At 37.8% G+C, this 22176-nt stretch carries 22 protein-coding genes and 1 other annotated feature; of the genes, 5 read left to right on the plus strand and 17 right to left on the minus strand.

The annotated features are described in order from the left end of the window. Positions 1 to 37: 37 nt before the first annotated feature. A complete protein-coding gene (locus MKX78_RS15630; protein WP_095372680.1) occupies positions 38 to 1228 on the minus strand; it encodes an acetyl-CoA C-acetyltransferase in 1191 nt (396 codons plus the stop codon). A 133-nt stretch (positions 1229 to 1361) separates the two neighbouring features. Here MKX78_RS15630 and MKX78_RS15635 point away from each other — a divergent pair, with 133 nt between their 5' ends. Together MKX78_RS15635 and MKX78_RS15640 are read left to right on the plus strand one after the other, a co-directional pair. Then, entirely contained in the window at positions 1362 to 2255 is an 894-nt protein-coding gene (locus MKX78_RS15635) for a hydroxymethylglutaryl-CoA lyase (protein ID WP_445662664.1), read from the plus strand. 96 nt (positions 2256 to 2351) lie between these two features. Next, complete coding sequence (locus tag MKX78_RS15640; RefSeq protein ID WP_095372678.1) at positions 2352 to 3299, plus strand: alpha/beta hydrolase; 948 nt, start codon at positions 2352 to 2354, stop codon at positions 3297 to 3299. 170 nt (positions 3300 to 3469) lie between these two features. On the opposite strand, the gene MKX78_RS15645 is transcribed toward MKX78_RS15640, so the two are convergent. The 7 genes from MKX78_RS15645 to MKX78_RS15675 all read right to left on the minus strand — a co-directional run bounded on the left by MKX78_RS15645 (position 3470) and on the right by MKX78_RS15675 (position 8074). Next, complete coding sequence (locus MKX78_RS15645) at positions 3470 to 3829, minus strand: GIY-YIG nuclease family protein (protein WP_322909571.1); 360 nt, start codon at positions 3827 to 3829, stop codon at positions 3470 to 3472. Positions 3830 to 3841: 12 nt separating this feature from the next. Next, on the minus strand, positions 3842 to 4585 hold the full coding sequence (locus tag MKX78_RS15650; RefSeq protein WP_095372677.1) for a DUF2087 domain-containing protein: 744 nt from the start codon (positions 4583 to 4585) through the stop codon (positions 3842 to 3844). Positions 4586 to 4671: 86 nt separating this feature from the next. Then, positions 4672 to 4998 (minus strand): iron-sulfur cluster biosynthesis family protein, encoded by a 327-nt coding sequence (locus tag MKX78_RS15655; protein ID WP_307312975.1) that lies wholly within the window; start codon positions 4996 to 4998, stop codon positions 4672 to 4674. Positions 4999 to 5106: 108 nt separating this feature from the next. Further along, complete coding sequence (locus MKX78_RS15660; RefSeq protein WP_307312973.1) at positions 5107 to 5445, minus strand: DUF1048 domain-containing protein; 339 nt, start codon at positions 5443 to 5445, stop codon at positions 5107 to 5109. Beyond that, entirely contained in the window at positions 5442 to 5771 is a 330-nt protein-coding gene (locus tag MKX78_RS15665; RefSeq protein ID WP_095372674.1) for a PadR family transcriptional regulator, read from the minus strand. Before MKX78_RS15665 ends, MKX78_RS15660 begins: the two co-directional genes overlap by 4 nt. A gap of 211 nt (positions 5772 to 5982) precedes the next feature. Beyond that, positions 5983 to 7239: an L-lactate MFS transporter gene (locus tag MKX78_RS15670; RefSeq protein ID WP_095372673.1), complete on the minus strand. Its 1257-nt coding sequence runs from the start codon at positions 7237 to 7239 to the stop codon at positions 5983 to 5985. A 97-nt stretch (positions 7240 to 7336) separates the two neighbouring features. After that, entirely contained in the window at positions 7337 to 8074 is a 738-nt protein-coding gene (locus tag MKX78_RS15675) for an SDR family NAD(P)-dependent oxidoreductase (RefSeq protein ID WP_095372672.1), read from the minus strand. Between the two features lie 153 nt (positions 8075 to 8227). Between MKX78_RS15675 and MKX78_RS15680 the strand changes: the two genes are divergently transcribed. After that, entirely contained in the window at positions 8228 to 9142 is a 915-nt protein-coding gene (locus tag MKX78_RS15680; RefSeq protein WP_095372671.1) for a LysR family transcriptional regulator, read from the plus strand. 17 nt (positions 9143 to 9159) lie between these two features. On the opposite strand, the gene MKX78_RS15685 is transcribed toward MKX78_RS15680, so the two are convergent. From MKX78_RS15685 to MKX78_RS15705, 5 genes are all read right to left on the minus strand, one after another. After that, entirely contained in the window at positions 9160 to 9489 is a 330-nt protein-coding gene (locus MKX78_RS15685) for a YolD-like family protein (protein WP_095372670.1), read from the minus strand. A 23-nt stretch (positions 9490 to 9512) separates the two neighbouring features. Beyond that, the gene (locus tag MKX78_RS15690) at positions 9513 to 10772 is read right to left on the minus strand and encodes a Y-family DNA polymerase (protein WP_095372669.1); all 1260 of its coding nucleotides are present in this window, start codon (positions 10770 to 10772) and stop codon (positions 9513 to 9515) included. Positions 10773 to 11241: 469 nt separating this feature from the next. Continuing rightward, positions 11242 to 12357, minus strand: a complete 1116-nt coding sequence (locus MKX78_RS15695; protein ID WP_095372668.1) for an NADH-dependent flavin oxidoreductase — start codon at positions 12355 to 12357, stop codon at positions 11242 to 11244. A gap of 85 nt (positions 12358 to 12442) precedes the next feature. Beyond that, positions 12443 to 13237 (minus strand): SDR family NAD(P)-dependent oxidoreductase, encoded by a 795-nt coding sequence (locus MKX78_RS15700; RefSeq protein ID WP_307312967.1) that lies wholly within the window; start codon positions 13235 to 13237, stop codon positions 12443 to 12445. Between the two features lie 4 nt (positions 13238 to 13241). Further along, positions 13242 to 14210, minus strand: a complete 969-nt coding sequence (locus tag MKX78_RS15705; RefSeq protein ID WP_095372666.1) for an MBL fold metallo-hydrolase — start codon at positions 14208 to 14210, stop codon at positions 13242 to 13244. A gap of 509 nt (positions 14211 to 14719) precedes the next feature. Here MKX78_RS15705 and proC point away from each other — a divergent pair. Further along, positions 14720 to 15547, plus strand: coding sequence for a pyrroline-5-carboxylate reductase (gene proC, locus MKX78_RS15710; RefSeq protein ID WP_095372665.1), 828 nt, complete (start codon positions 14720 to 14722; stop codon positions 15545 to 15547). A gap of 174 nt (positions 15548 to 15721) precedes the next feature. Here the strand turns inward: proC and MKX78_RS15715 are convergent, their stop codons facing one another. Both MKX78_RS15715 and rnz read right to left on the minus strand, forming a co-directional pair. After that, positions 15722 to 17074, minus strand: coding sequence for a sodium-dependent transporter (locus MKX78_RS15715; RefSeq protein ID WP_095372664.1), 1353 nt, complete (start codon positions 17072 to 17074; stop codon positions 15722 to 15724). 139 nt (positions 17075 to 17213) lie between these two features. Continuing rightward, positions 17214 to 17440: a binding site (T-box leader), on the minus strand. Between the two features lie 160 nt (positions 17441 to 17600). Continuing rightward, positions 17601 to 18524 (minus strand): ribonuclease Z, encoded by a 924-nt coding sequence (gene rnz, locus MKX78_RS15720; RefSeq protein ID WP_340975431.1) that lies wholly within the window; start codon positions 18522 to 18524, stop codon positions 17601 to 17603. Between the two features lie 236 nt (positions 18525 to 18760). Between rnz and zwf the strand changes: the two genes are divergently transcribed. Next, on the plus strand, positions 18761 to 20224 hold the full coding sequence (gene zwf / locus MKX78_RS15725) for a glucose-6-phosphate dehydrogenase (RefSeq protein WP_307313734.1): 1464 nt from the start codon (positions 18761 to 18763) through the stop codon (positions 20222 to 20224). A 128-nt stretch (positions 20225 to 20352) separates the two neighbouring features. Here the strand turns inward: zwf and MKX78_RS15730 are convergent, their stop codons facing one another. Together MKX78_RS15730 and MKX78_RS15735 are read right to left on the minus strand one after the other, a co-directional pair. After that, entirely contained in the window at positions 20353 to 21627 is a 1275-nt protein-coding gene (locus MKX78_RS15730) for a DNA polymerase IV (RefSeq protein WP_328197505.1), read from the minus strand. A 47-nt stretch (positions 21628 to 21674) separates the two neighbouring features. Then, positions 21675 to 22151: a chemotaxis protein CheW gene (locus tag MKX78_RS15735; protein WP_157733941.1), complete on the minus strand. Its 477-nt coding sequence runs from the start codon at positions 22149 to 22151 to the stop codon at positions 21675 to 21677. Positions 22152 to 22176 lie beyond the last annotated feature (25 nt).

Here is a 22176-nt window from a genome sequence, read left to right on the forward strand (position 1 = left end):
GTATGGTTATTATAGCATAGAACCCTCTCACCATAAATTATTCTGCAAGCTCTATTACAGTTGCCACACCTTGGCCGCCACCAATACACAATGTTGCTAAACCTTTCTTCGCTTGGCGTTTTTGCATTTCATGGATGAGAGTAACTAAAATTCGTGCGCCACTTGCACCAATTGGGTGCCCTAGAGCAATTGCGCCACCGTTTACATTTAAGATGTCTTTCTTAAAGTTCAATTCACGATCAACCGCTAGGGACTGGGCCGCAAAAGCTTCGTTTGCTTCAATTAACTCTAATTCTTCCAATGTAGTATTTGCTTTCGTTAATGCTTTCTTCACCGCTTCTACTGGACCAATTCCCATAATACTTGGGTCAACACCAGCATTCCCATTTCCTTTAATTGTAACAAGTGGCTTAATTCCTAACTCTTCCGCTTTTTGTTTACTCATTACTACCACTGCCGCTGCACCATCATTGATACCAGATGCATTGCCTGCTGTCACACTTCCTTCTTTTCTAAATGCTGGGCGGAGTTTACCTAATTTTTCTGCCGTTGTACCTGCTTTTGGATGTTCATCTTGATCAAAAATGATTGGCTCTCCTTTTCGCTGCGGAATCTCTACCGGAACGATTTCATCTTTAAAGCGACCAGATTCGATTGCTTGCGTTGCTTTCTCTTGGCTCTCAGCCGCAAATTGATCTTGTTCCGCTCTAGAAATCTCATATTTATCACATAAGTTTTCAGCAGTTACACCCATATGATATTGATTAAATGCACATGTTAGCCCATCATCAATAAGGGAGTCATATAAAGTAGTATTACCCATTTTAAACCCATCACGTGCACCTTTTAGAATATAAGGTGCTTGGCTCATATTTTCCATGCCACCAGCGACAATAATGTCTGCATCTCCAGCGACAATTGCTTGCGTTGCTAAATGAACGGCTTTCAAGCCAGAGCCACACACTTTATTAATAGTCATTGAAGAAACACTTTCAGGTACACCTGCTTTTATAGCTGCTTGTCTTGCTGGGTTTTGGCCTAATCCTGCTTGCAGCACATTCCCCATAATAATTTCGTCAACTGCCGATGCTTCTACCCCTGCTTTTTTTAATGCTTCCTTAATAACTACTGCTCCTAGATCTATCGCTGATACCCCTTTTAAACTCCCATTAAATGTTCCTAACGCTGTTCTTGTAGCGCTTACAATAACGACTTCTGCTCGTTCCATACTGTTTTTCCCCTCCATGGTTACCTTGTTATGAATCTACCTCTCTATTATGCCACACTTTACTTAATTCTTGCATTTCTGAATATTAAACCACTACAATAAAGTAAACGCTTTCTATAAAAGGAGGAATATAATGTTTACACTGCCAAAAGAAGTGACGATTATTGAAGTGGGCCCGAGAGATGGACTACAGAATGAAAAAAACTTCGTTCCAACAGATATCAAAAAACAATTTATTCAAAAATTAAAAAGTGCTGGTGTAAAAGAAATGGAACTTACCTCATTTGTTTCGCCAAAATGGGTACCGCAAATGAGTGATGCAGCTGAAATTGTTGCTGATACCCTCACATCACATACGCGAGATATGGTGCTTGCTCCCAACCGAAAAGGGATTGATCGTGTTTATGCTACTGATTGCCAGGCCGTTGCTACTTTTGTTGGTGTTAGTCAAACGTTCAACAAAAAGAATATTAATAAAACAACCGAAGAAAGTGTCGCTGAAATTGTGCCAATAATCAAAGAATTAAAAGGAAATGGATATTCTGTACGTGCTTGTATTTCCACAGCTTTTTATTGTCCGTACGAAGGAAAAGTAGATGTAAATGATACATTAAAATTATGCCAAGCCTTTGTCAATGCAGGAGCAGATGAGTTAAGTGTTGCTGATACCATCGGAATGGCGGCTCCGCATGAATCATTTGATGTATTTAAAAAGTTAAAAGATGCTTTTCCTGAAACACTCATTACCGCTCATTTTCATGATACACGAAAATTAGCTCTTCCTAACATCCTTGCTGCTCTTCAAGCTGGTGTCGACCGTTTTGATACTTCTGCTGGTGGGCTTGGCGGCTGCCCTTTCGCTCCAGGTGCAGCTGGGAACGCTGCTACGGAAGATGTGGTATATATGTTAGAGAGAATGGGTATCTCAACCAATATAGACTTGCAAAAGCTAGTTGAAGCCATTCATCTCGTTAAGCCACATATGACAAGGACAATTGAAAGTAGTTATTTTCAACTAAATGCTTAAACAATCCGTCCATCTTATGACACGAACCGGTGTTTTAAGATGGATATTTCTTTTGTCCAAATGGTAAAATAAAGGAAAACACCATGGAGGGAAAAAATGAAAAGAATCCTGCGCTATAGTTTATTACTGCTAACTGTTATTCTCTCTATTGGCACCTATTTCACAAATAAATTAATGTATATTCGTAAAAAAGATAACGCGGTTATCGTTGAAAGAGAAAGCATCGCTGGCAGATTAAATGTCTCAGCCTATGATCAATTAGAAAAGGAAGAACATTTTATCCATTCTCCTTTAGGATACTCTCTTAAAGTTGTCGTTGCCGCACCTTATCCTAGTAATAGATACGTCATCATTTCTCATGGGGTGACAGAGAATAAAACGAACTCTATAAAATATATGAACTTGTTTTTATCTCGCGGGTTCAATGTTGTTATTTATGATCACCGAAGACATGGTGAATCTGGCGGGAAGACAACGAGCTATGGCTATTATGAGAAATATGATCTTAAAGCTGTGGTAGATTGGCTCAAAAGGCAGAAAGGTCCTGATGTACTCTTAGGTATTCATGGTGAATCAATGGGGGCAGCGACAATGCTCTTATACGCTGGGAGCCTTGCTGATGATGCTGATTTTTATATTGCTGATTGTCCTTTTTCTGATTTATCTGGTCAACTTACTCATCATTTGCGTACGACCTTTAAATTACCACCTAAAGTAATCTTGCCAATAAGTAACGTTTTTCTTAGATTGCGTGACAAATATTCCATCCATGACGTGTCACCACTCGCTGTCGTATCTTATATCAGTAAGCCTGTTCTTTTTATCCATAGTAAAGATGATACATTTATCCCACCTGTTATGACGGAAATGCTGTATGAACAAAAAAATGAACCCAAAAAACTGTTCATTGCTAAAAATGGCGCACATGCTCAATCATACAATGAAAATAAAGAAGCCTATGAAGCAGCCATCGACTCTTTCTTTACGGATAATGGAATCCCCTTTCAAGTGGAAGATTCACCTGCCCATAAATTTGAGCGATAGCCTACCATAAGCTGATTTTTAACCAAATTCCCACCCTCTATCATTGACTAGACTGAAGCTTTTGTTTTTACTTGTTGCTCATTTCTCTTTTTAGCGCACACAGCTCTTTATAGATGCCCTCAACCAAGGCATAGAAAATCAAATTTGCTTAGCATAACTTTTCTAACCTATTATTCCTCGGGTTTATGGTGATAGCCTTTGTCATCATAAGCCTCTTCTTTAAGAATCCATTCTTTTCTCTTTTTTTGCAGTTCGAACTTCATATCGTTGATCTCACTTTTATCCTTCTGCCAGAGTACTTCATAACTAAACACTTCTTCACCGTATTTATGCCAATCTTCTTGTAATTCTTTGTTCATATGACGACCATCATTTAAGATCATTTTAGAAGTAAGCCAACGATTTTTCACATTTGGTACAGCATCAATAAATTTTTTTCCATTGCTTTCGTTTTTTATTCTAATCACACCATAATAGGTTTTCATCTCTTTATACTGTTGTTTTAATTCTTTCTTACGATCGGGTTTCAATAGTATTCCTCCTTAATCATTTACCCAATAGGCTTTGCCATCTGGCGTCCTGTTCATATATCCATAATCGATTAAATACCTTCTTATAGTGACATAATCATCGTATATGCCTACTAGTATTTCTTTTATTTCATCTTCTCCGTATGTGCGCCCAGTAACAAATTCTTTGATGATGCGACTTAAAATCGCGATTTTCTTTTTCTCTTTTTTCGGTAATCGTTTTAACTTGAGCGGATGGAGGCTCTCGAAATTTTCATTTATGATTTGCTCTCGTTCTTCTATTGTCATAAAGTAGCGTTCATCCACCATAGTCGCACCGTTATGAATAGGGATGATTTCTTCCTGAAGATGACCTAGAAACGCATTTTCATATATGGCTAAGTATAGCTTTGCTTGCTTTGCCTTTTCACGAAATGAAAACTTTTGATGGCGAATCGTTGAGTGAGATACATTCATCTCTTCTGCAATTTGGGCATCTTTTTTACCCGATTGAAAGGCGCTTAACAACTGCTTTTGTTTATCTGTTAGCGTATTATATTTACTCTCGTTTGAAAGTAGCTGCAGAAAATTCCCTCCGTGCTCTTCGGATATATGCCACTCTACTGCTTGTTTTCCTAAAAACATTTCTTCGGCAAATTGATAAACCCGCCCTGTTTCAAAAGTCTGTTGGCAATAATTACATACGTAAACAGCTTCTTGTGATCGATATTGATATCCTTGCTTTAGTTCAGTGACAGTTAATGATTGAAAGTCCATATTACCCTCCTTATATAAACAAATTTTAAATATGTTTACTAAATTAGTCAACAAAAAAAAGAGAAGATTTCTGTTTCTTCTCTTTCTCATTTCGTATAATCCATAAAAGCCATACGTGGATTCAAGTATTCATAATTATTTTTTAATTGAAAGCATCTTGCCTTATAACTATAATCAATCGTTACCTCTTCTGATAAAAAGACTTCCTTAGAAGGCTCGATATAAATAGACATGAAATCTGTTTGTACTTCGCTGTCATCTGGCTCTAGTTCTTTCACAAGCCACAAAGCAGTTACACCGCTTACAACACAGCCACAACCTTCAGTATCATATTTTAATTTTAAATAACCATCTTTATTTTTTAATTTTTCTGTTAGTTTCATTATGGCTCTTGGTGTAATTGTTATCTTCAACTTTACCGCCCTTTCTTCCTATGTTAATCATGATTATAACAACGAAAATGATTGAATAACAGCTTCAGTCCATTAGGTACCATTTGACAACCATCCAACTGCCATTATCTAATTATTATTTAATCTTTCTATTTCCAATCTGAGCTTTTCTTGGCTTTTAATAAACCAAAGTTCCTCTGGATATTGCGCCATAATGGCATTTGCAAATTCAACAGGATCATTACCCATAATATCCTGTAATGGAAGTTGCTCAATTGAACTTTCTTTAAATAATTGAAGCATATTTTCTAACACTTCCATAAAATTTTCTCCTTTGGCGAAATTCCACATATACTGTTCTAACGCATGAAGGGCGTCCTTGTAACTTTGTGGCAACTGCTCTTTTTCAGCTTTATAATCGTTATACCGCTTTTTACTGCCAATTAATTTTTCAAATAGGTTTTTCATTTACTATCATTCTCCTTTATGTCATTTAATTTTCTAGAGAGAAAAAACCATTTCTCCCAAAACTTATCGAGCTCATACTTTCCGGAATCATTTAACGTATAAAACTTCCTTGGTGGACCAAGCTCCGATTTTCTTTTTTCAACATGTAACAGCTCTTTCTTTTCAAGTCTAAGCAACACAGTGTACACAGTTCCTTCTGCAATATCTTCAAAGCCTATGTTTTGTAAATACTGTGTGATTTCATAGCCATAAGTCTCCCCCTGCCCTATTTTCTGAAGCACAATTCCTTCTAACACACCTTTCAATAACTCTGTTAACCCTTTCACTCGTTAAACCCCTCTTTCATTCTTAACTAAGTAGTAATACTAGGTAGCATACATAAACAACTTGTTCTTTAACATAAACGATATTAACTATATAGTAAAACTAAGTACTACTACATAATATGACTAAGTAGATAAATTGTCAATGGTTTAAAAAAATAAAAAACCACCTGAACTTCTTTTCTTAAAAGGTTCAGGTGGGAAGCACTTATGCTTACGCAATGATTGCTTGCTGTTTCTTTTCTTTCTTTTTATTTAAAAATAACACTAAACCTACAAGCCCAATACCGATAGCTGTTAAGATTGCTGCTGCGATATAAGCAGTCGTAAAGCTTCCTGTTGTTTCCTTGAAGTAGGAAGCGATACGTGGACCTACAAAAGCGCCCCCAGAATAGCCAAGAAAAACGATTGCATAGTTCATACCGAAATTCTTTTGACCAAATGACTGACTAGTTAAAGGCGGAAACACAACAAGTAAACCACCAAAAGCAAAACCGAGAATAATAATACAAATGGTGAAGTACACAAGTGATGTCGCCATCGTTAATAGTAATAATGCTGCAATCGTCATAACTAAATTAATTAATAGAGCGATATAGGAACCGAATTTATCATAAATAACACCAAACGCTAAGCGTCCAACAAAGTTCGATAATGTGCTAATACTGACAATGACTGCACCAACTGTCGCTGTTAACCCAACTTGGTCTTGAGCGATTACAGAAGCAGAAGATACCATCATTGTTCCTGCCGTACTCGCTGCCACTAAAGTTAAAAATAATAGATAAAACAGTGGCGTAGCAAGCATTTCCTTCCAATTTAGATTGATGATTGCCGCCTTTTTCTTTTGACTTTGTTCTTTTTCCGATGGTAATTTCCAGCCTTTAGGACGGAAGTTAGCTGGTGCAGTGTACATTAACCAACCCACAGCCCAAACACCGATAAAAAAGACGATCCCCAGTATACGAAATGATACTAGCACACCGAAACGTTCAATAATCATCGCCGCAATCGGAGACAATATAAATGGACCAATTGCTGCACTTGATAATAATAACCCTGAAATCTTTCCACCCTTATCAGGGAACCAGCGCATGGCTGTGACTAAGGCCGAATTATACATCATCCCCGCTCCACTCCCAGCGATTAGGCTGAAGGTTACATAAAGCATAGGAATGGTTGTCACTGAAGCGGTTAAAAACCATCCTAACCCAAAGAATAACCCACCAATATACATCAGCCACTTGACCCCATAGCGGTCAGTAATCATGCCGGCAAATATGGCAACAATAGCAAAAATTAAAGTGTACAATGAGTAAGCTAAGTTATAGTCCGCACTTGACCATCCATGTAATTTTGTCATCGGTTCCGAAAAAACACTAAAAATCGCAATAGAGGCGACGAGAAAAATAATGATCCAGGCACTAGTGAAAATAAACCAGCGATTTGGTACTTTCTTTGATTTTGACATGTTTATCCCCCTTTTTCGAACAATCGCTTCATTTCTTATCTTTAAAGAAAGATAGCCATTAAGCCTTTACTGCTTAATGACTATCTTCAAAAAGTAATTATACGATTGTGTAGCCGCCATCAATTGGTACGACTGCACCGTTCATAAATTTCGATTCATCTGATGCTAAAAATACGGCTAGATCAGCCACTTCATAGTCATTACCGAAACGGTCTAACGGTATTTTATTTGTTGGACGTGTTTTTAACATATCTGCTGTTAATGGCGTACGGATTGTTCCCGGTGCAATCGCATTAATTTTGATACCTTTTGAACCATAGACTGCAGCAATATGCTTCGTATAACCGACTACCGCATGTTTTGACGCCGTGTAAGCGGCTCCACCCATTTGTGCAACAAGACCTGCAATGGAAGCAATATTGACGATTGTTCCTTCACCGCGCTTTATCATATTTGGTAATACAAGGTTTGTAATTTTATAAATGGCTTTCACGTTAATATCAAATATTAAATCCCATTGTTGCTCTGTTGTTTCTAAACTGTTCGTGTATTTATCAAAAATTCCAGCATTATTGATAACAACATCAATCTGACCGTAGTTATCCATAGCTGTTTTTACCATATTTTCTAAATCAGCTTGTTCTGTTACATTGACTTTTACCGCTAAAGCTTCCCCGTTGTTTTCCTTTATTTCTGTTACTACTGCTTCAGCACCTTCCATATTTAAGTCAGCAACAATTACTTTCGCTCCTTCACTAGCAAAACGAAGGGCTTCAGCCTTGCCCATACCAGATGCTGCCCCTGTAATAATAGCTACTTTATTTTGTAATCTCATAACTGTCTCCCCTTTGAAAGTAAATTAAATTAGGATAAGTGATTGCCTATTCCTTTGTCCTACGTTTACTATTGTAAAATAGTCTTTTAATAACGTATAATACATATTTATCTATAATTTATAACTTTGAAGTTATGAAAGAGGTGGATAGTTTTGGAGCTTTTACAGTTACGCTATTTTCAAAAAGTAGCTCATTTAGAAAGCATCACAAAAGCAGCGAATGAATTACATGTATCTCAACCAGCATTGAGTAAAATGATTGCAAGACTTGAACATGATTTGGGGGCATCTCTTTTCGATCGTCAAGGACGAACCATTCGCTTAAATGATTTTGGTCGCTCTTATTTAAATAGAATCAATCGTGTGTTTTTTGAATTGGAGGAAGGCGAGCGTGAAATAGAAGAAATGGTAACGACACAACATCGTATCACTTCGGTTTCCATTGCCCTGCCACATATCTTACCCTTCTTTATTGGAGAGTTTATGAAGGAGCATCCTAATGTTCATATTAAACAATACACCGGCACAGCAGCAGCGATGAAAAAGCAATTAGAGGATGGAGATATTGATTTTTGTATTTCTATGAGGCCTATCGAAGGGACAGAAATTGAGTGGATGACCCTCCTTGATGAGGAAATCTTTTTATCTGTTCCACCTGATCACCACCTTGCCCACCGATCTTCGGTTCATTTAAATGAAGTATGTAACGAGGTATTTATTAATCGTCCGATGGGCTATGATTTTAGAGATTTAACGGATCAGTTTTGCTCTGAAGCAGGCTTCACTCCCCATACTCCGCTTGAACTTGAAGAAGCAGGGGCTATTTTACGATTGATTGAGCTCGGTTTAGGGATTTCTTTTACACCACAGTTATCATTATTGCAAGAGAATTTACCGAAAACAGTGCAACTCCCGATCACTGCTCCTCGTTGTCGACGTAATATTGGACTCGCCTGGCATAAAGGACGTTATTTCTCTCAGGCTGCGACTGATCTCCATCAATTTACGGTGCGTTTTTTCAAACACATCGCTCTTACTTATTTTGACGATCAGAGTGTTGGCGATTGATACGGGGTATAGTTAACTTAACTTTCTTCTATATGAATGATTTCTGGTAGGAAAATGATATCAATACTGTCATCCTCCTTTACTACTCGAAGCGATTGTTTGAATGTATCTACATAATGAATGCGACCGGAAATAGTCACTTGTTCTCCTCGACGGAACAAGGTAAATGTTAACAAAGTATGAAACGCCATGGCCTCGCTAATCACCTCATCGAACTGTTCATATTGTTGTTCATCTAACTGAGGTTTAGTTTGTTTATGGTGACTTTCATCATACTCTCTTAAAAGCTTGACATGTTCCGGTAGCATCATTGAAACCCATTTCTTATTCCCACGATCACGAAGCATCACTTATTCCTTCTTTCTCATTACTATTTTTTATGGCCACCGACAAGTGTTGCTCTATGTCTCGCTGTACCTGCATCGGTATAAGAAACCGCTCGCAATAAGGAAGCAGATCCGAAGCGGGCACGAATGCGATCGACGGTATAGCCGAGCTTGCGCTTGTTAAAGCCGTTTTGATCAAATAAACTAAGCTGATACTCGTGATCATCGGTTATTTGTCCAAGAGAAATAGTAATCTTCCGAACCGTTTTGCCGTTATAATGTTCATCTAATAAAGCTAAACAAACATGATAAATGGTCATTGTTACATTTGTCGGCTCCTCCATTGTCCGAGAACGATAAAATCCACCACCAAACTCATCCTTGCTATATCCAAGCCCAAAATGAACGGTTCTTCCAGCCTTACGATGTGTGCGCGCCCTTCTTGCAACCTCCTCACACATTTCTAAAACAACATGCTTGATTTCTTCTTTATCAGTATAATCTCGAAGCAAGATTTGACTTTTCCCAAAGCTAATTTGACCTTGTAAAATCGGAGCACCGATTTCTGACAAATCTATTCCCCATGCGTGATAATATAGCTGATTGCCCATAATACCAAACTTTTTTTCTAGTGTAGTTAGATTAAAATGGGCAAGCTGACCAACCGTGAAAATGCCCATACTGTTCAAATTTTTCTCCATTCTACTGCCTATACCCCACATTTGACTTAATGGAGAAATCGGCCAAAGCTTTTCTTCTATCTGCTCATAAGTCCACTCAGCAATACCAGCCTTCTTTGCTTCTAAATCAAGACAAAGCTTTGCCATTAACATATTAGGACCAATTCCAACAGATGAAGGTAGTTGAAATTCCCTTTCGATATCATCTTTTATCTTTTGGGCAATCGTATAGGCGTCACCCCATATATGTTCTGTTCCGTCAATACGAATAAAACTTTCATCGACACTATAAGTGTGCACAGCCTCTTTTGGTACATAGCGATGAAATACACGTGTAATTTCCATAGAGACACGTAAATACGTAGCCATCTTTGGCTCTTCAATAATAATGCGCGGGTCATTGGGTACTTCAAATAGCCGCGACCCTGTTTTTATGCCAAATTCTTTCTTCATTCTCGGTGAAGCAGCAAGAATGACACTACCTTTACGATCATGATTTCCCGCCACTACAAGATAGCATTCCATTGGATCTAATCCCCGTATAACAGCTGAACAACTGGCATAGAAGCTCTTCATATCTATACATAAAATTTGTTGTTTTGGCATTACACTATAATCAACCATTAGATTGCCTCTTCTCACTATAAAATAAGAACTTATGTTCCGTTTATTTATACCCATAATATTAACCGAATATACGTTCTCTTTCAATGGAAATTTTACGACGAATTTCTTATATTCGACTGCCTAGACAAAACCTGGGATTAAATAAGAATAGCTCTATCATTAGATGAGATGGACTATGGGTAAAACAAACTCTTGTACAGCAGAAGGCCGCTCCTTCCATTATTCTATGTATAAATATTCGACATATTATGATATTTTACCTAAATCTATAATCAAAAAAAGTCCCAGCTTTTCCTCTTTTATTTGACATGCCTGTTATTTAACGGGAATGTTTAATGGATAGTCGAAAAAATCAGTGTTGCTCCGCTTCTTTGGCGGTTTGTACGAGCAAATCTCTTTTGTAACCAAAATAAGACACAAAAAAAAACATGAACAAATTGTTCATGTTCCTGTTTTCTATAGATTCCTAGCGAGTAAATGGGACCCAACCTTCTGCAGCTAGGATCACTTCCCATAATCCGTTCGGAATGTCATATTTATCTCTTTCTTTTAAATTCAGGGCATATTCTATTTTCTCAAGACGATCTTCTTGAATATATGCAGCCCATCTTGGTGAAATGAGCAATTCTCTACCTATAGCAATAAGCGGGATATTTCGTTCTCTAACAGCTAATGCATCATCAGGTGAATTCACTTTTCCAACGGCCATCAACGGAACGCGTCCGTTAATTACTTCATTCACCAGCTCAATTCTTGTGCGCTCTGTATCCGCCCCGCGGTGAGGAGTAGATAGTGCATGCATAAGGGAAATGTGCAAATAATCGAATGGAAGATTTGATAAGGCATCCACTAGTTGAAAGGTTTCAGTCATTGTTAAACCAGGTGTCGACGGCTCTTCAGGTGAGAAGCGATAACCGAAAATAAATGGTCTCTTTGCATGCTTATCAATCGCTTTTTGGCAAGCTTCCGCAACAGCCAATGGAAACTTCATCCGATTTTCTACGGATCCACCCCATTCATCCGTACGGTTATTCGTATAAGGGGAATAAAACTGCTGTACTAAATACCCGTTTGCACCATGAATTTCTACTCCATCAAAACCTGCTTCAATTGCTCTTCTCGTTGCTTCTCCAAAAGCTTCGATGATTTCTTCAATTTCCCCTGTCGATAGGGCACGAGCCTTTTGGTTATCACGATCGATATTTGATGCAGATACAACATCACCATCGGGAACAAGTTCAGAGGGACATGAAATGCCGCCGTGATGAATTTGTATCACCGCTTTTGCCCCTTCTTGTTGAACCGTCTCGGCTAGTTTTTTTAAACCAGGAATAAATTGGTCATCGTAAATAGCCGGTTGACCAGGAAAAGCTTTACCATTTGGTGTTACATTGGCGCAAGCAGTAATAACTGTACCTAAATCCTTTGCACGGGCCTTAATAAAGACTAATTCTTCTTCCGAAATAGAGCCATCTTCATTAGAAGAATAATGTGTCATTGGTGCGAGTGCAAGTCGATTTTTAACTGTCACACCGTTAGGAAATGTATAGGATTCAAATAATGGTTCAAATTTTGCTTTCATATCTATCACCTTTTCTCTATAAATATCTTCACGATTTCACCATATAGATAAAAACAGCCCGATGCAAACCATTCAACTTGAAACATTATTTTTTATTAAACACACCGCGTCCAGCCCATTCAAATAATCTGGGAGCAATGGCAAATACTTTACTTCCTAAATTCATCCAACTTGGGAGATTGACCTCTCTTGTTGGCGTCAACATCACATCAACAACTTTTCGCGCAACATACTCCGGCTTTAACATATATCGCTGAACATTTTTCACATATGTGCCTTCTTTATCGGCAATATCAAAAAAATTCGTCTCAATTGGACCTGGGTTCACTGTTGTAATATACACACCTTGAGAAGCAACTTCCATCCTTAGGCTATTAGAATAACCTAATACTGCATGTTTGGTTGCAGAATAGGTACTTGATTTCGGCGTGGCAATTTTTCCAGCTTGTGAAGCGATATTGATAATATGCCCGCTTTTGGTCGCTAACATTTTTGGCAATACTTGCTGAGTGCAAGCAATTAAACCCAGTACATTCACATCGAACATGCTTTTTACTTCTTTCATATCTGCATCATGAGCATAAGTGAAAATGCCGTATCCCGCATTATTCACAAGGACGTCGATTACCTTAAACCGTTCGAGAATCAATGGGAAAACTTCCTCTACCTTTTCCATATTAGAGACATCTAAAGAAAATGTATAAATATCAATAGAATAGCGTTGCTCAAGCTCTTCTTTCATTGCAGCTAACTTATCTGTCCTTCTAGCCACTAAAGCAAGATTGGCTCCTCTTTCCGCACAAAGCCTTGCCATCTTTTCACCTATCCCACCTGATGCACCTGTAATAATAATGTTCTTTCCATGTAAATCTTTTACCATTTTATCACCTCATTTGGCTACTATAGAAAGACACACCGTCCTTCTTATACTCATTTACTTCCCCCATCGCAAGCAAATAGTCGAGCTGACCGATTGTTTCAGATACCGTAAGAGGTAATTGCATTTTGTAAGCTTTCGGAAAAAGGCGTTTACATATATCAAAGACCGTCATTGATTCTTCCATGAGCCATTTCTTGACCTTCATCGCACGTTCATGCTGTGCTTTTTTTCGTTGAGGAATGATTTCATTTACATTTGTGAAGACTTCTCCATGACCTGGCAATACAAGTGCAAGCGGATAACGGCTTAATTTATCAAGTGATTCGTTATATTGCAATAATGATTTAGGACGCTCAGATTGCCCCGGTAAAGGTGGCTCCATTAACGGATTCGGAGAAATATGAGCCAGCAGATGGTCACCACCAATATAAATTCCGTCACTTTCTCGCAATAAACCAATATGACTTTGCGCATGACCCGGCGTTTCAATAACACGCCATCCCTTTAACCCTGGAGGTTCGTCTCCCTCACAAATCTCTTGAGCTAATGAGCGATCACAGAAGTAGGCAAGCTCACTATGTAGTCTTGTCATTACTTTATCGTAATACTGAATCAAGCCAAACTCAGTGAGAACATGCTGATAAAAATCATTATTTTGCTGTAGGAAATCCTCTGTCCGATTGAGCCATCGCTCATTTAAAGGATGACCAATAATTTGCATATCAGCCGGAAAATAATCAAGCAGACCAACGTGATCTGGATGATGATGAGTAAGAATCACTTGCTCAATATCTGACAGTGTTAAGCCTAATTCATTTAGTTCTGACTGCAACGCTACCCAAGCTTCCTCTGTTTTAGGTCCAGCATCTATAAGGGTTAGCTTCTCTCCTTTGATGACATAAAGGTTAACATCACCTACAGGAAAAGGAGTAGGAATCACGAGTCGACCGATATCATTAATCCATTGTGCCATTTTCATTCCCTCCAACAATCATTATATTTAAATAAAATATGTGTAGAACAATCTAATCTTTAAACATATATATATTTAATCTTAGCTTTATTTCTCAACAATGTCATTATTTTCACATAACTTTTAACAAATTATCTCTAAAAACGAATGAAAATGTTATTGACAATTTCCCTTGTTATCCCTCATAATCACAATAAATTAATGATTTAACGCGATGAATAAGAATAGTAGATGAACATAAGACGAAAAGAGAGTGAAACTCAATTAGGCTGAAAGGTTTCACCGTCCACTAGTCCATCGAACCTACCTTATGAGTGTTAGCAAAACTAACCGTAGCCGGCGTTAACGGATTCGAGATTGTCTGTTCTAATTTAAAGAACATGACAAATGAAGGTGGTACCACGGAAGCACGTCCTTTCGTCCTTTACAGGATGAAGGGGCTTTTTTTATTGACCTTGACGGAGTTTGCAAGTACGAACCTTATCAACATTATCAAGGAGGAAAAAAAAATGAAAATCGCATTTATTGGCGCAGGTTCGATGGCTGAAGCTCTAATATCTGGCATCATTACGCAAAAATTAGTAAGTGGAAACAATGTATGGGTAACAAACAAATGCAATCAAGAAAAACTCTATGAATTACAACAATCTTATGGTGTCAACATATCTTATGACATAAAAGACATCCTCTCTCATGTCAATATCGTCTGCTTAGCTATGAAACCAAAGGATGTTGGAGAAGCGATTCAAAGTATTCGAGCTTATTTACGTAAAGACATGTTAATCGTCTCCGTCTTAGCAGGGGTATCCATTACTTCTATTGAAGAAATGGTAGACACAGACCTAGCTATTGTTCGAGCCATGCCTAATACTTCAGCAACAATTGGTAAATCTGCCAGTGCATTAGCCATCAATCATAATGTAAACCATTTACAATTAGAAACAGTTAAAGGAATGTTTGAAACAGTTGGTTTAACGACCATCGTAAAAGAGGAAGACTTAGATGCGGTTACAGGATTATCTGGAAGTGGTCCAGCCTATATTTATTATCTAGTTGAAGCGATGGAAAAAAGTGCAGTAGAAATAGGGCTCGAAAAAGAGGTAGCGAAAAAGTTTATTATTCAAACCTTAATAGGTGCTGCAGAAATGCTTGAGAGATCGTCAAAGGAATCTGCACAATTACGAAAAGAGGTCACTAGCCCTGGAGGAACAACAGAGGCAGGATTAAAGGTACTCGAAGCACATGCGGTACAAGAAGCATTTGTAGAATGCATTAAAGCAGCGACAGCACAGTCTAAAAAGCTTGGTGAGATTTTTGCTAATAACATGAAAGTTTAACCTAATAAATTGGTATCAATATTTACACTGCTGCACATTCATCATTTTTTTGCATTCTTTCTTGATTATAGATAGGGACTGGGACAAAAAAATACGAACAAACAGGATTACCACCATTTGCTCGTATTTCTATCACTCGATTAGCATCTTGATATTGTCTCAGTCTTTCAATTGTTACTTGAATAGATTAAATAAACCAGAAGAATCTAAGAACACAATTACAATAATGATTGGTACGATATATCTCATCAAAAAGAACCAAACATTAAATACCCCTGTCAGCGCCGTAGAGTTCATGATAATTTCGCTTTTTAATAAGTCTTTTTTCATTCGATATGATACGAATAGAGCAATCAACAAAGCACCAAAAGGTAAAAGAATATTACTCACTAAGAAATCAGCACTATCAAAAATAGATTTACCAAAAATAGTTATGTCAGATAGTAAGCTATAAGAAAGATTAGAAGGAATTCCGACAATGAATATCGCCAAACCAAATAACCAAGCGATTTTACCCCTATTTTTTGTCGCTCCTTTCGTAACCGAAGCTACTGCAATTTCAAGCATTGAAAAGGCAGAAGTCAGTGTCGCGAATAAGAACAAAGCTAAGAATAACAACAAGAAAACTTTTCCAAAAATAATTTGATCAAATACAGCTGGTAAGACGATGAATAGTAGGCCAGGGCCAGCAGTTGGCTCAAACCCTAATGAAAAGACGGCTGGAAAGATGGCCAAACCAGCCAGTATAGAAATGAATAAGTTCATTGCGACAACAGAAAGTGCCGGTTGTAACAAACTTTCTTTCTTTGATAAGTAAGAACTATACGTCACCATTACAGAAATCCCTACACTAAGAGAAAAGAATGATTGCCCCATCGCATATAATAAACTTTCAGAGTTTAATAAAGAGAAATTGGGTTGCAAGAAGAACTTTATTCCCTCTGAGGCGCCTTCTAATGTAACAGAACGAATAATAATAATAATAAACAAGATAAATAATGCTGGCATCATAAATTTACTTACCTTTTCAATCCCTTGCTGTACACCCTTGGCAACAACGAAAATTGTAATGATGAGGAATAACGCCTGTGCACCTAAAGAAATATACGGATTAGATACAGTTTCATTAAACAGACTCTCATACCCCGACATCCCTACACCTTTATCACTTGTTACTCCATAAAATAAATATTGAATAACCCAGCCACCGATTACACTATAAAAAGAGAGTAATAAGAAAGAAGTAAATACGCCTAAGTAACCAACCCAATGCCACTTTGTTTTAGGTGCAATCGTTTTATAGGCAGTAATCGCTTCTTTTCCTGTACTGCGTCCGATAACAAACTCAGCCAGCAGTAATGGAAAACCAATAAATAAAGAGAACAAAATGAATAATAAAATAAAAGCGCCACCACCACTTTCCCCAGTCACATAGGGTAGCTTCCATATCGCGCCTAAGCCAATTGCTGAACCTGCAGAAGCAAGAATAAATCCAAGCTTAGAAGACCATTGTTCGTTTTGCATGATTTTTTCCTCCTTTTTTAACCTTTATCTATATCTTCCCCATTATTTCATCCCTGGAAATTAGGACATTTGTCTACGTGAATTTTGCTATAAAAATCCTCTATTCCTTATTGAAAATAAAACAAAAAAGCCGCAAAGCTCATAAAGGGACGTGTGACTCACGCGGTACCACCCTTTTTGAAAGCTTGCGACTTTCCACTCGAATTCATAACGGTATTGATAACCGTCCTTACTGTCTTCGGCCGAACATGACAGCAAAGAAAAAGCTCCAAGAATGAAATTCATCTTATTTATAGTTCAGCTCACACCAACCGCTGACTCTCTTTACTAGGGAAATAAGGTTTACTAGTTTCTCTTCATTGCTTTATAAAATATAATTTTAAAAGTATAAATGTGATTATAGTACGATTACTATCTATAAGTCAATAACTGTTTTTTTAAATTTTTAAGATAAAATGAAACAGATATTTCTCCCTATGTCCTGAGTTGGTCCTACTGTCGCATTTGGTTAAACCGATAAACTACGCAATTATTTCCTAGGGATATCTATTTCTTTAAAATCTTCAGCAAGGACTGCTGCAGGAAAATCTACCTTTGCCTGCTCTTCTAGCTGTGACCACTCACTACGTTCATAGCGTGAACTAATATGTGTGAGACATAATTGTTCTACACCCGCTTGCTGGGCTACAGCAGCTGCTTGGGCAATTGTTGAATGGTAATAATCATGTGCGAGCTGTTCCTCACCATTCGCAAAGGTTGCCTCATGAACAAGTAAATTTGCATTGCGTGCTAATTCAATTGCCGCCGAACAAAAACGCGTGTCACCTAAAATAGTCACGATTCTCCCCATTTGTGGTGGCCCAACATAATCTTTAGGATTAATTATGCGACCATCCTCAAGAGTAATTGTCTCACCCTCTTTAATTCTTTTAAAAATAGGACCTGGCCTTACACCATCTTCTATCAATTGATCAGCCATTAAAGTTCCCGGCAAATCTTTCTCTACAACCCGATAACCGAAAGATGGTATACCATGGTCAAGTTTCTTCGCTGTCACTATGAATTGATCATCACAACAAACGACCCCCTCGTCTATTTCAATAATCTCCAGAGGGTACTGCAAGTAAGTTTGACTAACCGAAAGAGACACTTCGATATATTCTTTTATTCCCTTTGGACCATACACTGTTAGCTTTTCTTTGCCGCCTTGATGTGAACGACTAGCTAAAAATCCCGGCAAACCATATATATGATCGCCATGAAGATGAGTAATAAAAACTTTCTCTATTCTTCTTGGCTTGATTGTTGTATGTAAAATTTGATGTTGTGTGGCTTCTCCACAATCGAACAACCATATGGCTCTTCTTTCATCTAAAAGCTTTAAAGCGATACTCGTAACATTCCTTGCTTTCGCAGGGACACCCGCACCTGTTCCTAAGAAAAAAACTTTCACTGCCTTTTCTTCCTTTCTCCTCATTCATTATTATCATCATACAGAAAAACACCATAAAGCTAAAGCGCTACAGTTATTTCCTTTTAAAAAAGGTTGCTGTTTTTCACTTTAAGCGATAAAATTTTATACTTGAGTGGGTATATATTTCATCGTTGAGATGAACCTAAAAAATAGAACTTTTTTACATAGAAAGGAATATCATTGTGAATAATTCAGAAAATCCAACTGCTTTGATTATGATATTCGGTGCAACAGGTGACTTAGCGAAACGTAAACTATTTCCATCACTTTACCGATTGTTTAAAAGAGGAAAACTATCTGAACGCTATTGTATCATTGGCGTTGCTAGACGAGAACTAACGAACAGTGCTTTTCAAGAAAGTGTGCGACAATCTATTGAAGAAGCTGAGGGGCATCATGATGACCTTAATGAGTTTATCACACACTTTTATTATCATTCCCATGATGTTACAGATTCCAGTTCTTATTTAGCGTTAAAAACACTAGCAAATGACTTAGATACACATTATCAATTAGAAGGTAATCGCATTTTCTATTTAGCGATGGCACCAGAATTCTTTGGCACAATTGCCGATCATTTAAAATCAGATGGACTAACAGATGTTGACGGTTTTAAACGTTTAGTGATTGAAAAACCATTTGGTCATGATCTACCTTCAGCAATAGAATTGAACAATCGCCTTCGCCAAGCGTTTGCTGAGGAAGAAGTTTATCGGATAGATCATTATTTAGGAAAAGAAATGGTCCAAAATATAGAGGTCATTCGCTTCGCCAACGCCATATTTGAACCACTATGGAATAATCGCTACATATCTAATATCCAAGTGACATCAAGTGAAGTATTAGGTGTTGAAGAACGTGGGAGATATTATGAGAATAGCGGTGCCCTTAGGGATATGGTGCAAAACCATATGCTGCAAATGGTTGCCTTACTTGCTATGGAACCACCAATTAAACTGACAGACGAGGAAATCCGTTCTGAAAAAGTAAAAGTGTTCCGTGCTTTGAAATCACTTGAAGGAGAGGCTGTAAAGGAGAATTTTGTTCGTGGCCAATATGGACCAAGCAACAAAAATAATGAGCCAATTAACGGTTATCGTCAAGAACCGATGGTCAAAGCTGACTCCAATACCGAAACTTTCGTTGCCGGAAAACTGATAATTGACAATTTCCGTTGGGCCGGTGTTCCTATTTACATCCGTACAGGAAAAAAGATGGCAACGAAATCAACAAAAATAGTCGTTCAATTCAAGGATATTCCAATGAATTTATACTATCAGCATGAAAAGACGTTAAACCCTAATTTACTCGTCATTCATATCCAACCAGATGAAGGAATTAGTCTTTACTTAAACGCACAAAAATCTGGTGACACAATGAATGCCACACCAGTAAAGCTCAACTTCTCCAACAATAGTGTCGATCACATGAACACACCTGAAGCTTATGAGCGACTCCTTTATGACTGTATGCGCGGAGACGCAACCAACTTTGCTCATTGGGATGAAGTAGCTTTATCTTGGAGCTTCGTCGATAAGATCTCACAAGTTTGGGAAAACCAACAAGCAGAGCAATTTCCAAACTACGAAGCGGGAACAATGGGTCCAAAAGCGGCTGACGAGTTATTAGAAAAAGACGGCTTCCACTGGTGGCCGGTAGAAAGTGGCGACTATCGTTAATATGAATGTACAATATAAAAGCATGGCATAAGGGAAAAAAAACTTATGCCTTGCTTTTATTTTTAGGTTCAATTTTTAAGATTTAAAAAACACCACAACAAGATAGTTTGTGGTGTACATGTTTTCGCTTATTCTTTCTCTTTTTTTAATCGCTGTAAAAAATCTTTATTAAAGCTGGTTGATGTACCGATATTGGCTTTTTTCTTTTGTATAGACTCAAGAGACGCTGCCTGATCAACAATCGATGGGCCATACTTTTTCCTCAAACTTTCAATGGTTTGGTAAAGAGGCTCTTTTTTGGCGTCTTCTTCATAATGAAATAAATCTAATTGTTTCACAGCTTGTCCTTTTTCGACAAGATCCGTACCAGTTATGCCAAGCAACCTCACAGCATCACCACTCCAGTGTTTCATAAAGAGATGCTGAGCCTGATTATAGATTTCTTCCACTGACTGAATAGCAAAACCAATTTTTTTGCTTCTCGTAATCGTATGGCGGTTTTTATAACGGATCATCACGCTTATACCAGTAGCATAGACTTTTTTTCGTTTTAGCCTCGTAGACACTTTAAAAGCGAGTTGATTCAACACTTCAAAAAGTTCTTTCTGCTTACTCATATCCCGAGGGAGTGTCGTTGAGTTACCGATACTTTTAAATTCCTCGGCAGCTTCTGGATCAACCGGACGTGAATCTATGCCATTTGCTCTATCTTTTAAACGCTCACCATTAATGCCTAATGAAGATTTTATCATGAACGTGTCTGCCTTCGCTAAATCACCAATCGTATAAATACGCATACTATCAAGCTTCTCACTTGTCTTCTGACCAACACCATGCATTTCTTTTACAGGAAGAGGCCACAATTTACTAGGCACATCCCTTTTTCTTAATATTGTAATGCCAAGAGGCTTCTTCATATCAGAGGCCATTTTGGCTAAAAATTTATTTGGTGCAATGCCAATACTACAAGGTAAATCTAACTGCTCTTTTATACGGTTCTGAATAATTGAAGCCACTTCAATAGGAGTGCCAAACTGTTCGCTAGCAGTAATATCCATATACCCTTCATCAATAGAGACAGGCTCTACAAGATCTGAATAATGATTAAGCACCTCAAACATACCAATTGACGCTGCACGATACCTTTCAAAATTAGGGCGTAAAATAATTAATTGCGGACATAACTTTTTCGCTTCCCACAATGGCATCGTTGTTTTTACGCCAAATCTCCTTGCTTCATAGCTGCAAGTAACAATAATCCCTCTACGCTCCTCAGGATTTCCAGCAATAGCAATAGGCTTCCCCTTTAATGTCGGATCATAGGCCATTTCTACAGATGCATAAAAACTATTCATATCAACATGTAAAATCACTCGGCCTGCTTTAGGATACATTGAATTCACTTAAAGCACATCCTTTAGGTTTGTATCCTCCAATTATAGCAAATAGATTATAAAGCTGCCTCTGCTTCTTTAGATTCTGTAATATATTCAGCAATGGAAACATTACCATCCAATGAGCTTAAGAAGCGATGGCTGTCAATGATAGAAATTAATCTATTTTTAAAATTAGCAATCCCTTTTAAGTAGTCTAGACGAATATGTAAAAGAAGTCCTGGCTTTTCAATAAGACCTTCCGCTATATCAATAATCTCCTTCGTTTCCGCAACAAGTAAACCGTATTCAAATTCTTCTCCTTGAATGATGATGATTCTTCTATCGTTACTTTCTTCAATCGCTCGATCATAAAATATCATTTCAATATCAAGAACCGGGACAAGGTGGCCCCGAGAACGTATCATACCTTTTACATAATGCGGGAGTTGTGGGACTGATGTAAAACCTTCTGCCCGTTCTATAGCAATGACCTGATCAATAGTAATCGCATACTCTTCCTGCCTACATCGAAACACAATATATTTATCCAAAAGATTCACTCCTTCTTTTGTTCAT

This window comes from Cytobacillus sp. FSL R5-0569 (genome assembly GCF_038007265.1).
GTDB lineage: Bacteria > Bacillota > Bacilli > Bacillales > Cytobacillaceae > Cytobacillus > Cytobacillus kochii.

Coding starts and splice junctions, on each gene's coding strand:
- MKX78_RS15630 (WP_095372680.1), bottom strand. CDS start 1,228: ATGGAACGAGCAGAAGTCGTTATTGTAAGCGCTACAAGAACAGCGTTA.
- MKX78_RS15635 (WP_445662664.1), top strand. CDS start 1,362: ATGTTTACACTGCCAAAAGAAGTGACGATTATTGAAGTGGGCCCGAGA.
- MKX78_RS15640 (WP_095372678.1), top strand. CDS start 2,352: ATGAAAAGAATCCTGCGCTATAGTTTATTACTGCTAACTGTTATTCTC.
- MKX78_RS15650 (WP_095372677.1), bottom strand. CDS start 4,585: ATGGACTTTCAATCATTAACTGTCACTGAACTAAAGCAAGGATATCAA.
- MKX78_RS15660 (WP_307312973.1), bottom strand. CDS start 5,445: ATGAAAAACCTATTTGAAAAATTAATTGGCAGTAAAAAGCGGTATAAC.
- MKX78_RS15670 (WP_095372673.1), bottom strand. CDS start 7,239: ATGTCAAAATCAAAGAAAGTACCAAATCGCTGGTTTATTTTCACTAGT.
- MKX78_RS15675 (WP_095372672.1), bottom strand. CDS start 8,074: ATGAGATTACAAAATAAAGTAGCTATTATTACAGGGGCAGCATCTGGT.
- MKX78_RS15685 (WP_095372670.1), bottom strand. CDS start 9,489: ATGCTTCGTGATCGTGGGAATAAGAAATGGGTTTCAATGATGCTACCG.
- MKX78_RS15690 (WP_095372669.1), bottom strand. CDS start 10,772: ATGGTTGATTATAGTGTAATGCCAAAACAACAAATTTTATGTATAGAT.
- MKX78_RS15695 (WP_095372668.1), bottom strand. CDS start 12,357: ATGAAAGCAAAATTTGAACCATTATTTGAATCCTATACATTTCCTAAC.
- MKX78_RS15700 (WP_307312967.1), bottom strand. CDS start 13,237: ATGGTAAAAGATTTACATGGAAAGAACATTATTATTACAGGTGCATCA.
- MKX78_RS15705 (WP_095372666.1), bottom strand. CDS start 14,210: ATGGCACAATGGATTAATGATATCGGTCGACTCGTGATTCCTACTCCT.
- proC (WP_095372665.1), top strand. CDS start 14,720: ATGAAAATCGCATTTATTGGCGCAGGTTCGATGGCTGAAGCTCTAATA.
- zwf (WP_307313734.1), top strand. CDS start 18,761: ATGATATTCGGTGCAACAGGTGACTTAGCGAAACGTAAACTATTTCCA.